Raw genomic sequence first — 12,399 nt, forward strand, 5'->3', positions numbered from 1 at the left:
AAAACATGACTGCCAAGAACAAGTTCCAACGCCATGCGATCGCCGTCCATCTGGCACAGCAGCTCGCCGGACCGGCGCGGGCAATCTCAGGATTTCAGGAGTTGCTGACCGAACAGGTGCAGGACCTCGGTCTGATCCACATGACACCGGATCTGGAGAAGGTCAGCGCCGCTGCTTGCGAATTGAATGGCCTGATCGACAGCTTGATCCATGGAAAAGCCGACAATCAGAACCGGGCAGGGGTCGAGATCGAGGCGAAACTGCGCCACGACTTGCGAACGCCGCTCAACGCGATCATCGGCTATTCCGAAATGATTCGTGAAGAAGCCGAAGAATTGCACGAATACGCGCTGGAAGAGGATGTCAGGGTGATGCTCGCCGCGGCGGCCGAGTTGTTGGCGCATGTCGATGCAATCGCCGGCCTCTCGCGCGCACCCGACAGCGAGGAACCGCGGACCACGGATCAGGCTGAGATCGATGCGGCAGGACTCGAACGGGCACTGATCAAGACGGAGCACCCCGTAAGCTCCGGCTGTGGCCGCATACTTGTCGTCGACGACATCAGCAGTAACCGCGGTCTCCTCTCCCGCCGCTTGCAACGTGACGGTCATCAGGTAGTCACTGCCGAGTCCGGTCTGTCAGCGCTGGCTCACCTTGCGGAACACGAGTTCGACCTGGTTCTGCTGGACCTCCTGATGCCGGACATGAACGGCATCGAGGTGCTCTCACGATTGAAAGCGGAGCGCCGATGGCGGCATATCCCTGTCATCATGATATCGGGGTTGGACGAAGTGGATGCAGTGGTCCGCTGCATCGAGGCGGGGGCCGACGACTACTTGCCTAAACCTTTCAATCCAGTCCTGCTGCGCGCCCGGATCAACTCGAGTTTGGAGAAGAAGCGTTGGCTTGACCGCGAGCACCAGTATCTTCAGCAGATCGAGGTGGAGAAGGGGCGGGCTGACTCGCTTCTTCATGCGATCCTGCCCGGTCAGATCGTGGCACGGCTGCATCGGGGCGAAGAGTTCATCGCCGACCGGTTCGATGAAGTGACCATTCTTTTTGCCGATATTGTCGGTTTCTCGAGCATAGCGGCAAGGTTGCCGCCGTCGGACCTGATCAAGCGCCTCGACAGGCTATTCGGCACGTTCGACGTCTTGGCGGAGAAGCATTCCGTCGAGAAAATCAAGACCATCGGAGACGCCTATATGGCTGCGAGCGGTGTTCCCGAACCGGCAGCTGACCATGCCGACAGGATCGTGGCACTCGGGAAATCCATGCTGGACGCGTTGAAGCCCTTAGCTTGGGGTAACGATAGTTTTCGGATCCGCATTGGCGTGCACACGGGACCGGTGATCGCGGGCCTGATCGGCCGGCATCGGTTCGTCTACGACCTCTGGGGCGAGACCGTGAATATTGCAAGCCGGCTCGAGTCCCAGGGCGTGGCCGACCGCATGCAAATCTCGGAGGCAACCAAGCAGGCCCTGCGCACCTCCTGGAAGCTCGAACCGCGCTGTAATCTAGAACTGGCAGGTGTCGGCAGGATCGAAACCTATCTCGTTCAACACTGATCGGAACAATGTCTGACTGCCCTTAGGGAAATTTCGTGAAGCGATGCTCTGGGTCGCAGGGATCGGCGGTGTGTGCTCGGACCGCCGGCGCTCCGCAGCGTGGCATCAAAAGCGGCCCCTGGCCAGTGCAAACACTAGGGTTAGCCCTGTGACGAGGGCTACATCGCCACACCTGCTACCCGAGATGAGATAGTGGGTTTGAGGAGCGCTACCGCCTTTCGGCTTCGGCTATTCCAACACGGCATGCGTTGACGGAAGGGAGAGTGTGAGTTTGAAGACGCAGACTTCTCAGTGGCACTCCGTCTGGCTTCAACCTGAAAATGTCTCAATCGATCAACGCTCAGCAGTGAGATTCGCGGCAAGTGGTCTCAAGACAGTCAACTGTCAGCGGCAAGCTGGGTCTCGAGATCGCCTTCTGAATTCGATATCAGGCGAGAGAACACTCGTTAGTCCGAATTGGCGGGCGCGGAGGAATACTGGTTTTTGCCTGTTGCCCTTGCTCGGCCCCGCCAATGCGATCCGTCGGGAAGTTTAGCCGATAATTCGCCTTGAGTCAGTGCGGCGATAAGTAGAGAGCAATCGAGTTCCTCAAGGAACGGAACCTTCAGGTCACTCTGAGCTGCCATCCGAAGCGATCTCAATCTTGCTGTCTTTTCGCTACGTTCGGCATGCTCAGCCTCGGCAATGACTTTCGCGGAGCGGATAAGCTTTCTATTTTCCAGCCAACACATGTGTTCGATCCTGCGAAATTTCTTCTTGGACCTTGCCGCAGCTTTTCCGCGCGGATTTGCGCGGCGATCAGCCCAGTTCGGATCCAATCCCGTTTTTCTGCTCGCCAAGCCTTCTCTGGCGCCAATACGTCGTCTTGCCCTCTCTCTTCGAGGTTGTCGCCCTTCATTGTAATGAATCCGGTTGATTGGTGATGGTGCCGCTCCCGCCAAACGGCGCGGGCCGTCGGCTGGCAATAGCGGTCGGGCCTAATCGAAGTCTCGCAGACAGTTCCTATTCGCGCTAAATGACACGAAGGATCTTCAGCCCGGATTGAGCCTCGCTCACCGGAGGCCGCAGTTCTAGCTGTTGACGAACGCCATCAGCAATTCCGGTTCGGGTACGGGCGCCCGTACTACATTCAATTGACCTCGGTACCGGCGTTCGCCAGCCCCGATTACAAAGCCGCTGGCGATCGGTACTTCGCCGTTGGCGTCGAGTTGGGCAAAAATGTCGGCGACAGGGAGATCCAGCGCCAGCTTGAGATCTAGTCGTGCATCATTGTTTGGTCCGATCGGCAACTGACGCTTGACGAATTGCTGGAACGAAGCATTGAAAGTCAGGATCTTCTTCGATGACGCCAAGGCAAAAGCGGGCGAGGGGCAGGCAAGCAATATGGCATTGATCGTCCTGATCGATGCAAGCTTCCGCAGGGCCATGTTTTCATCCGCCAGCCCGTGTATGCAAGCCACCCGAATCGCCGATGTCAGGTTACCAGTCTTGGTCGGGCTGTCGGCGATCTCCTCGATCAGCATGCCGATTGTGCATTTCCTACTTTCAGCCATCTGCTTCAGAGATATCCAGAAAGCCTTTTCCAGACGAATGCCGCGGCGTATGCCGCCACGCGCGACGACCCGGAATTCCAGCCCGAAATCCTCTTTTGTGATCGTTAGCAGCCGCCGATCACGATTGATGGGAGGAGAGGTGGCGCTAGCGCTCACTCATGGTCTCCTGACGCGCCTTGTTGATCGGCTTTAAAAGGTAACTCAGAATCGCCTTGCGTCTTGATGTCTACTGAGCACATTATGCCCGGGATGGTTGAATAAGTCTCGCCATCCCTCGCGAGCGTCGATTTGTCCGCCGCGACACGAACCTGGTAAAAGGCTCCCCCGTTTTTCTGATCGACCAAACTGTCGGCGATCATGCTAGAGACCTTGCCTTCGATGCCGCCGGAGATCGAGAGGTCGTAAGCGGTGACCTTTGTCAGCGCCTCGCGGTGGTCGGGACGAATAGACGACATCGCGTAGCGAGACCCACACTTCGATCAGCAAGGTTTCGTGGGTTGGCACGATGTCAGCCACGAGCACCAGGCTGGACGAAGGCACCGTCGTCCACCCGACAAAAACGACGAAAAGCGCCGAATATGGACGCCGACGCGCAAAGCGGCGGACGATCTTCTCTGGCAAGCATTCTCCACGCCCCCTTACCCCGCTTCTAATCGATCTTGCGGTAATAGACCTTGCCGTCAGGCTGCTCTATGCGCCGGTAGGAGGAGCTTGGGGCAGGGGGCACCGCTGCTGCGATCTTCCTTTTGGGCGGGCGTGGTGCTTCGACGATACTGCGTTCGGTCGCTTCTTCACCATCGAGATCGCTGACCGGCTCCGCCGTGGCGCTGGTCGTCTCAACAAAAGGCTCCGCCACGGTAGCCAGCGGCAAGTTCTGTTCTATCCGAGCAATGCTGCCGTTGATCTGGCTGAAGCTACCCTGCAGTTGATTGTCCAGTTTTTCGAACCGGCTTTGAAAGCCGTTATTGACCATGTCGAGCCGGGCCGCAATCCGTTGCTCGAACGATCCGAGCTGTTCCAGCCTCCCTTCGACAGAGCGCAGGTCGTTGATGCCGCGGAAGAGATAGACCGCGGCTATTAAATTTGCGGCTGTGATCAGCAAGGTGCCTGCAGCAACAACCCCGATCATCCTGGCATTGCTCGGTTTCCCAGCGACAACTTGCTCTATAGCTTGGGTCGCCGGCCCAATGTCGATCGCCGGCATGTCCGGGTCGCTAATCATCGTCATTGGACCACCACCTTTGCACCGACCGAGACGCGCCTGAAAAGATCGATCACATCGGTGTTGGTAAGACGAAAGCATCCCGATGTGCCGTCGAAGCCAACGCCTGAAGGGTCGTTGGTGCCGTGTATGCGATAAAGCGTGTCGTGCCCGTCTCGGGATAAGTAGAGCGCCCGTGCGCCGAGCGGATTGTAGGGACCGGCCGGCACCATCTCCGGCAGCTCCGGCTGGCGCGCGCGCATTTCTCTCGGTGGGCGCCATTCCGGCCATTCGGTCTTCGCCCCCACTTCCACGGTGCCGGTCCAGCCAAATCCGTCACGCCCGACGCTGATTTGATAGCGCAGCGCCTCACCCTCTCGGGTCACAAGATAGAGCGCCTTCTCCTGCTTGCGGATAATGATCGTGCCCGGCTGTTCCGCGGTTTGGAAAAAAACGAACTTGCGCAGGCTGGGGCCCATGGCTGGCAGCGGCGGCTGGTCCGATAGCCCGGATCGGGCATGGGCGCAGTCCCAGGACGATGCCGCCAATGCCAGGCCCATGATGCAGGCGCCCGCAAGCGTTGGAACGAAGCGATATCTACCGGGCAGTGTCATCGAGCCGCTCTTTGAACATCCGCTTCAGATCCTTGTTGAAGCGTGCCCGCCCGTCCACTTCGGAAGGCATGATGGCTCGGTTCAGCGCATCGGTCAGCAGCGCATTGTCCAAGGCAACCGATTTGATGTGCGGTACCTTGAATATCTTTTCGAGTTCGCCGCGCGAAAAGTGATTGCCGAACCATTTGCTCTTGTGCTTGTTGGCGACCAGCGTGATGTTCACCGAATTGCCGCGCAAATCGCGGATCTTCTTGTAGAGCCGCTTGCCCTGTCGCAGCGAGGCGACGTTGAGCTCGAACACGATGAAGATCGCGTCGCTCGTGGAAAGCACAGGATTCTGCCAGGGAGTTTCGATGTTGGGCAGGTCGATGACGATGTCATCGAAGCGATAGGCGACGAGGTCCAGCAGCCGGAACACGAAATCCGCGCCCTGCGGCTCGAATGGCAGTTGCGGCCTTTCGAAGGCGTACAGCGTCAGGCCGGACGGGCGCGAGAGCTTGATGACATCCATCAGTTCGACATCGAGCCGTTCCGGCTGGCCGATGATGCCGGCAAGGTCGAACTGGTTGAAGAGGTTGAGATAGGCGCCACAATTGGCGCTTTGGAAATCGAGGTCGACGAGGCAGGTCGAAGCTGCACGTTCGGTGGATTTCGAGGCCAGGAACTCCGCCGCTGACAAAGCGAGCGTCGTAGCGCCGGCGCCGCCGCTAGCGCCGATAAAGGTGATGATGCGGCTCTTGGTGCCCTGGTTGCCGGTGTCGTGGAAGGTGACCGCGTTCAGAAGCTCCTTGGCATCAAGTGGTTTGTGCAGCCAGTCCGAGGCGTTCATTCGCACCAGGACGCGCGTCTGTTCAGAGGTCAGTTCGTCGGAAACCGCAATCAGCGGCACGGCCGCCCACAGGGCGCGCGCCTCGACAATGCCAGGCTTGCCAAGCAGTTCGCCAATGGCAAGGTCGAGGATTACGATGCCCGGCCGCGTGTCGGGGGTCGGGCCTTTGAGAAAATCATCCGTTTCGGAAATCCGGACGTCATAAATCGCCAGCGCATCGAGCCGCGTCGCCACGTCATGCTTGAACTGCGAATCAGACGAGAACAGGGCGACCTGCTTTCGTTTGGTTGGGAGAACCTTCGTGTTGATGGCGTTCATGGTGATGTGCTCTTCAGGTCTTCGCCCGTAACCGTGCTTAGCATCGACGGCATGGTGAGGTTCGCAAAGCCCATCAGCCCTTGCAGAAAGAAGAACTGAAAGGTCACGTTTTGAAGACTTACGGTGATTGTTGGCACCGGTCCGCCCAGCCGGGTCTGATAGCTCAAGCCAGTGGCGCTGTAGGTGACCACCACGTTATCGCGGCGCAAGCGCGGAAAGAAATGGCACATCCCGGGCCGTTGATTTGCTGCGAGTGGGGGACAGGCATCATCGTTGGTGTTTGCCGTGTCCCCGCGGAAGATACGGCTGAAGTTGGCGGCATTGAATGTGCCGCCGTTGGTGCAAGCTCCTGTGCCAGCAGTATATCTGCAGACGAAGGGGCCATATGCCGCGGCAACGACTGGCGCACCCGGTGTCGTCGTCGGCGCCGCAGTTGCAAGAGCCGTCGCAATTGGGTCTGAAATCGAGGCCAGCCGGGCGCCGAGTTGGACCGCCTTGGTAGCAGCGTTCCATTGGTAGAAGGCGTGACCGAAATCGATGAAACCGAGGACAAGGGCAAACAGCAGCGTCGAAACGATGGTCATTTCGACCATCGCCGCGCCGTCGTCCGAATCCGCAAAACGCTTGAACATGGTCAGAACCGGATCAGCCGCTCCTCGTGAGAGCCGTTCAACGTGATCGGGCCGATGCCGATGATCGATAGCATGCCGACCCCGCCGTACGCCAAGGTACCCGCAGCCCTGACGATACAGACCTGCGCGGTGGTTGATCGATATTGCGCGACGCCGGCAACCACAGCGTCATGGCAGGAACCGGAGGCGGCGATTGTCACCGTCACATTCGATTTCTGCCAGCCGCTGACGCGTGCACTGCCTGTTCCCGCGGCATTGCCGAACACGGCGATGTTTGCAGCGATGTCGGCGCAGTTGATCGCCGCAAGCCCGGCTTGTGTATACAATTGGCTGTTGCAGCGCGCGGCGAAGCGGCTTGCATCTGAAAGTCCGGCCTCCATCAAGAGTTTTTCGTGAATCAGATTGCCGAACTCGAACACGCCACCCGCCAAAATCAGCATCAGCGGCGTGATCAGCGTCATTTCGATGAGCACTGCACCGCGTTGATCGCATCGAAATCTATCGAGATGACGCAATAGCATTCCAATCATCGCCATCACCGGTAAAGCTGAGCTTCGTCGCGGAGGAAATTGTCTAGCGTGCCCTGGCCGCCACCCCCAGTAATGTCTACCAATTCAACCATCACGGATGCGTCTTCCGATGCCGACGCAACCGGTTCAGTCAGTAAAAAGCTTCCAAAAGCTTCCACCGGCAGATCCGTGCTGTGGCCGGACAGATCGCTGCCGGCAGCTTGGAGTGCATTGCAGTTCAGGATCGCACCGTAAATCAACCGACGGTCAACCGTCGTGACAGGGGGTTGGCAAGTTGCCGACGGGGTTCCGATCTCTCCACCAGTCGACGCCATGCCTACCAACCCGGCTGATATCTCGTAGCGGTAGACCTGATAGCGCGTCGGCTTGGTCGTATTCCATGAAGAGGGGTAGGCAGCGGAACCAAAGTTGGTGCTCCAGTAACCAGAGAAATTCCAATTTCCATCGCCCATTCGGCCGCCGAGGTATGGAGTGGTCGCGTCGCGTGGAAGGCCCATTGTTCCAGCTTGGGTGAATGAAAGTTGGTTCATGGAAGGACATTGGTTTGCGCTTCCTCGGGTCTTGATTGCCCCTTTGCGGACGTTCGCGGCTGGACCGTATTCAGCACTATTGAAATGGTTGCCGCTGGCTGCAATGCCGAAACGAACATTGAAGGCGTCTTGCACTGGGCCGGCGTTCTGGCCAGTTTTCGTGCTAACGTTGGCGGAACTGTAGCAACCAATCGGCCTTGATGTTGCAATCGTCTGAGCGAGGGCTTGAGCACCGTTCCCCACACCGGCCGGAGGTTCGAGGAAGCCGAAGTTACCAGGGCCAGCGGCAGCCCCATTTCCGACCTTCCTCAGTTCGATCAGTCGACGATGTACAGCCGGGTTGGAGACGGCCTGCTCAAGTGTGAATCCGCCCGCTGCATTCGTCCCGTTCACCGTCTCGTAAGGGTTGCACATAAAGACCGGCGTGAAATCGCACACGCCGGAAGTGAAGCCCGCCACAGCGACTGCACCGACATTGAAATTGTTGCTGGCGCTGGGTGACAAGAAGGAAGCCGGGAAGATTGCAGCAAACCCGACCGGGGCTACAGTGACTTCAACAAAACGGGCAAGTTTGGCGTCATTCAGCTCGTCGGTGATCACATTGGCCGGCACAATCGGGAGATTGTCGGTGGCCGGCAATGAGCGAAGATATCGGCGTGTTACTCCGGCGGAAGCGAGCGTTTGAGGAGGGCCGGCGGTCGAGAAGGTGTATCGATTGCGTACCAGCGTGGCGATCGCCCTATCAGCACGGCTGATGGAGTCCGACGTCCCATCCAGCTCAGCCGCGCCTGCCAGGGCAAACGCATCAGCCCCCTTCTGTAGATCGTTATGCAGATTGTTGAGCCGGCTCATGTCGATCACCAGCAGAGAAAATCCGATGATCGCCGGCAGCATGACGCTTACCAGTATCAGCGCTATTCCCCTCTGATCGTGCCAGAACGCGCGAATAATACGCAGCATGGCCTTGCTCTTTTTGCTCCTGGACGCCAGGATTCCTTGTTTACCTGACGCGCTGATCCTTCTGTTCAATCCGCCGTGTCTTGCGGCGTCCCGACATTGACCGTGATGGCCGGCGGCGGCGGTGGTGGCGGTGGAAATTTGTAACTCTGGGCAAGAGCAGCAGCGCGCGCGCCATCCCCTTCAATGGCGGTCTTTTTCGACGCCGGATTGAGCGGATCGACCGTCTGCAGAAGCGAATTGTATTTCTGGGTGTCGCCTGCGGCCAGTGTCACCGTGTCGTAGCGGTTTAGATAGTCGGCGCAGCCCGCCAGCCCGCTGGCACACAAAAGCATGATCAACACCCTATTTCTTGACATAGATCATCTTGTCCTTGGATTTCAGGTCGAGCATGTGGCCATAGGGGCCGACGACGCCTTCGCCCAGTTCATATTTGCGCACCATGTCCTTGGTTACTTCCAGTTGGCCGAGCACGAAAAACTCCGGGTCGTTGGCCGGCCGTGTCTTGTCGAATGGGGTCGCCAGTTGCTCGCCGGGTTTCGCCGGGCGCACGATATGCGGGGTGACGATGACGACCAGTTCGGTCTCTTCCTTCTGATTGCTTGAATTGTGGAACAGCGCGCCGACGATCGGCACTTGGCCCAGCCATGGCACCTGCCTCTGGATTTTGGTATTCTTGCTGGACAAGAGCCCGCCGACTGCGAAACTCTGGCCGTCGCGCAACTCGACGACGGTCGCCAGCTTGCGGGTGGTGAAGATCGGGTCGCCAGCCGGCGTGAAGCCGTTCAGGTCGCTTACCTCCGGCGCTAGCTTGATATGGATCTTGTCGTCGTTGAGCACGATCGGCGTGAACTGCAGATTCACGCCGAACTGCTTGTACACAATGTTTATCTGGCCGTCCCTGTCGAGGCTGCGGATGGGTACTTCACCGCCGGCGTTGAAGCTGGCCGGCTCGCCGGAAAGCGTGGTGAGATTGGGCTCGGCCAACATGCGCACGACACCCTTTGCCTCAAGCGCCTCGATGATCAGATCGACCTTGATGTTGCTGTCGATGACGCGAGTGATCAGCGCCGCGAACGGATTGGTGTTCGAGAGCAGGCCAGTGAGCAGACCGCCCGGTCCGAGCACCACGTTATCTTCATCGACGGCGGCAATGCCCGTTCCAGTTCGGGTCGTTCCGCTGTTGTTCGTGCTCCTGATCGACACACCAAGGTCGCGACCGGCATTGCGCTTGGCCTCGAGCACGCGCACTTCCAGATTCACTTGCTGGCTGTCATCAACGGTAACGGCATTGATAATCGCGTCGGGACCGTATTGCTGGGCCACTTCCAGGATCGACGCCAGCGTCGCGCCGTCCTTCACATGCCCGCCGAGCCGGACCTTGCCATTGACCGAGCCGATATCGATCCGCGATCTAGGCGCTACCTGCCGGATTGCCTGCGCCATATCGTTGACGTCGACGCCGACCTCGATCTGGATTACGCCAAGCGAGCGCTTGTCTTCGGAAAAGAGATTGACGGTTGTGGTACCGGCGCCCTTGGCAATGACGTAGAGCGTCTTGTCGGTCATCGGCTGGGCATCTGCGATCTTCTCGTCGGCGACGACGATATCGCCAAGAGTGGCATTCACCTCAATCGTCAGCGATTGCGACATGGGCAGGAAGACACGATGGACCTTGGGGTTCGACACGTCGATACGGCGATCGGCTGCCGTAGCCTCAAGGCCGATCGGCAGTAATATCACCGAACAGGCCAGCGCGGCGGCTGCCAGTGTTTCCCGGACCGTTCGCATCTACATTCCCCCCTTTGGCGGCCCTTCGGACGCTCTTTATCTCAACATACCAGAGTTATCTTTGTCGCGGCACGTCATATTTTTCGAGCTTCACGCCCCGAAAAACGCCGATAGTCGCACGGGCTGACGGCTCCGGCTGCACATATTTGATCACTTCCTTAACGACCTCTTGCGCTTCGGGTGCCGAGGTCACGGCCGGAGCAGGCTTTGCTTTGCTCAAGTCGTCGAGCCGGTTTCCGACCTGTTCGACGGCCCGAGTCAGGCCATTGATCTTGTCGTCCGCGCGCTTGCGCTCGGCTGCCGCAGCAGCATCGGCCGTCGCCTGCCTGGCGAGTTCGGCCTGCCTGGCTGCGACATCGGCCGGCGTTTCGCCGGTCAGGTCGGAAAGCGTGATGCGTTGGGTGATCTCGTCCTTGCCGGCGGCTGCCTGGCGAAGCGCGAGCGACAACTGGCCGGCGCCGGCGGCCAGCGTCAGCTTCTGGGCGTCCTTGGTGCTAGCCTCGACAGTCACCGATTTCACCACCGTCGGGCTGTCGGTGCTTTCATCGGCGACCTGGTCGACGGCGAGCACCTTCATGCTCTGCAACAGCACGTCGACGAAACTCTGGTCTGCATCTCCAGGGTTGCGCACGGTGCGCGTCAGGAGCACATCGACCCGATCACCTGGGAAAACGAATCCTGCGACGCCGAGCACATCGTTGACTCTGATGGAAACAGCTTTCATGCCTTCGCCGAGCACCGCCGAAAGCGTGGCGCGCTGGCCGGGGCCGGTAATCTTGGTGGCGAGAACGGGTTCATTGGCGCCGATCGCCTGCAGCGCCTGCTTTGTGCCTTCGCCAGCGAGTAGATCTTTTGTCGTCTTGAAAGCCCCGGCCGGAACCGCGCCCGCCGGCCATGTGATTTCACGCAGCTTGTCGGCCGACAGCGTGTCGCCGAATTTCAAAGATACGGCCGCCACCACGACGGTATCGCGCGGCACGTCCGTCTTCGCCATAGCGCTGCGTTGGCTGGTCAGCCAGATATTGGCGAGAACCACTGCGAGCACGCCGAATACGCCGGCGAGAACGATCATGATGACAGTGTTTGCACGCACTTTCTTTTCCCGCCAGACTCCGTTCACCCACCACCTGGATCGACGCCGGGGACCTCCCCGGCGTCGATGATAGGACTAAGCTATCACGGCAACAACGCGTAAAGCCCCGTCCATTGGGTGCTGACCCAGCCACCGACAAGAATGATCGTGGCGATCACCGCCACGGTGATGATGCCGAGCAGGATGGTATATTCGACCATGGCGGCGCCGTGTTCGTCGTCGCGGAACTGCCGGGTCATCGTCATGAGCTTTTTCATGCCAATTTCTCCCTTTGGGGTTCAAACCCTGACGAGACGAGCCAAGGATGAAATCGCATACCTGAGCATCCTCCGTCGACCTAATCCTAGGGGCCGATAAAAAGCAGAGTCAAATATGCTAATGGTTCTTAAACTTATTTATACCTGTGCTATGCCTGAAATGGTAATATCGTTTCGAGGTCTCTCTGCAGCAAGACGTTGATTCTGCCTGCTTTTCGCCCGTCTTTGACCATCCGTTCACAATTTCGCCCCGTCTGCGGCAGAAGCGAGGCGATATTAGCAGATGGGCATATGCCATTATATCCAAGGGCTTGCCAGAGCCCGTAAGGGCCATCATGGCCAAAAAGACGCAGGGCGATGTTTTGGCAGGGCCCTTGTATATTTACGGCCGGACGCCTCGTTCGAATAGATGAGATGTTTTTTCGACCTGGATGTTAAACATGCAAGAAGTATTGAGTTCGGGAACGTGCTCGGTGCCTGCCGTCTTGCGGGGGTATTCCCCCCAAGGCGTGTCCAAAGGGGTAGC

Annotated in this window: 14 protein-coding genes; 1 reads left to right on the top strand and 13 read right to left on the bottom strand. The window is 58.7% G+C overall.

Annotated elements, in window-relative coordinates; all coding sequences use genetic code 11:
- Positions 1-5 precede the first annotated feature (5 nt).
- Positions 6-1,568: an adenylate/guanylate cyclase domain-containing protein gene (locus NKH49_RS22655; RefSeq protein ID WP_352685429.1), complete on the top strand. Its 1,563-nt coding sequence runs from the start codon at positions 6-8 to the stop codon at positions 1,566-1,568.
- Between the two features lie 446 nt (positions 1,569-2,014).
- Here the strand turns inward: NKH49_RS22655 and NKH49_RS22660 are convergent, their stop codons facing one another.
- The 13 genes from NKH49_RS22660 to NKH49_RS22720 form a co-directional block, all read right to left on the bottom strand.
- Positions 2,015-2,407 carry a hypothetical protein gene (locus NKH49_RS22660; protein WP_352473010.1) on the bottom strand — a complete coding sequence of 131 codons (393 nt, stop codon included), beginning with the start codon at positions 2,405-2,407 and terminating at the stop codon, positions 2,015-2,017.
- Positions 2,408-2,638: 231 nt separating this feature from the next.
- Positions 2,639-3,277, bottom strand: coding sequence for a ribbon-helix-helix domain-containing protein (locus NKH49_RS22665; protein WP_352473009.1), 639 nt, complete (start codon positions 3,275-3,277; stop codon positions 2,639-2,641).
- Positions 3,274-3,576, bottom strand: a complete 303-nt coding sequence (locus tag NKH49_RS22670) for a beta-barrel domain-containing protein (protein ID WP_352473008.1) — start codon at positions 3,574-3,576, stop codon at positions 3,274-3,276. The genes NKH49_RS22665 and NKH49_RS22670 overlap by 4 nt, the downstream gene beginning before the upstream one ends.
- 194 nt (positions 3,577-3,770) lie before the next feature.
- Positions 3,771-4,349 (bottom strand): hypothetical protein, encoded by a 579-nt coding sequence (locus tag NKH49_RS22675; protein ID WP_352473006.1) that lies wholly within the window; start codon positions 4,347-4,349, stop codon positions 3,771-3,773.
- Complete coding sequence (locus NKH49_RS22680; protein WP_352473004.1) at positions 4,346-4,936, bottom strand: L,D-transpeptidase; 591 nt, start codon at positions 4,934-4,936, stop codon at positions 4,346-4,348. The genes NKH49_RS22675 and NKH49_RS22680 overlap by 4 nt, the downstream gene beginning before the upstream one ends.
- Complete coding sequence (locus tag NKH49_RS22685) at positions 4,920-6,083, bottom strand: CpaE/TadZ family protein (RefSeq protein ID WP_352502863.1); 1,164 nt, start codon at positions 6,081-6,083, stop codon at positions 4,920-4,922. The genes NKH49_RS22680 and NKH49_RS22685 overlap by 17 nt, the downstream gene beginning before the upstream one ends.
- Positions 6,080-6,715: a TadE/TadG family type IV pilus assembly protein gene (locus tag NKH49_RS22690; protein WP_352473002.1), complete on the bottom strand. Its 636-nt coding sequence runs from the start codon at positions 6,713-6,715 to the stop codon at positions 6,080-6,082. Before NKH49_RS22690 ends, NKH49_RS22685 begins: the two co-directional genes overlap by 4 nt.
- A 2-nt stretch (positions 6,716-6,717) precedes the next feature.
- The gene (locus NKH49_RS22695) at positions 6,718-7,251 is read right to left on the bottom strand and encodes a TadE/TadG family type IV pilus assembly protein (RefSeq protein ID WP_352685437.1); all 534 of its coding nucleotides are present in this window, start codon (positions 7,249-7,251) and stop codon (positions 6,718-6,720) included.
- Positions 7,251-8,804 (bottom strand): TadE/TadG family type IV pilus assembly protein, encoded by a 1,554-nt coding sequence (locus tag NKH49_RS22700; RefSeq protein ID WP_352473001.1) that lies wholly within the window; start codon positions 8,802-8,804, stop codon positions 7,251-7,253. Before NKH49_RS22700 ends, NKH49_RS22695 begins: the two co-directional genes overlap by 1 nt.
- Entirely contained in the window at positions 8,801-9,067 is a 267-nt protein-coding gene (locus tag NKH49_RS22705; protein ID WP_352472999.1) for a hypothetical protein, read from the bottom strand. The genes NKH49_RS22700 and NKH49_RS22705 overlap by 4 nt, the downstream gene beginning before the upstream one ends.
- Before the next feature lie 10 nt (positions 9,068-9,077).
- Positions 9,078-10,523 (bottom strand): type II and III secretion system protein family protein, encoded by a 1,446-nt coding sequence (locus NKH49_RS22710; protein ID WP_352472998.1) that lies wholly within the window; start codon positions 10,521-10,523, stop codon positions 9,078-9,080.
- Positions 10,524-10,578: 55 nt separating this feature from the next.
- Entirely contained in the window at positions 10,579-11,616 is a 1,038-nt protein-coding gene (gene cpaB / locus NKH49_RS22715) for a Flp pilus assembly protein CpaB (protein WP_352502861.1), read from the bottom strand.
- Positions 11,617-11,699: 83 nt separating this feature from the next.
- Positions 11,700-11,873 (bottom strand): Flp family type IVb pilin, encoded by a 174-nt coding sequence (locus NKH49_RS22720; RefSeq protein WP_352472996.1) that lies wholly within the window; start codon positions 11,871-11,873, stop codon positions 11,700-11,702.
- Between the last annotated feature and the right edge of the window lie 526 nt (positions 11,874-12,399).

The organism is Mesorhizobium sp. M1088 (assembly GCF_040318575.1).
In the GTDB taxonomy this organism is placed as follows: domain Bacteria; phylum Pseudomonadota; class Alphaproteobacteria; order Rhizobiales; family Rhizobiaceae; genus Mesorhizobium.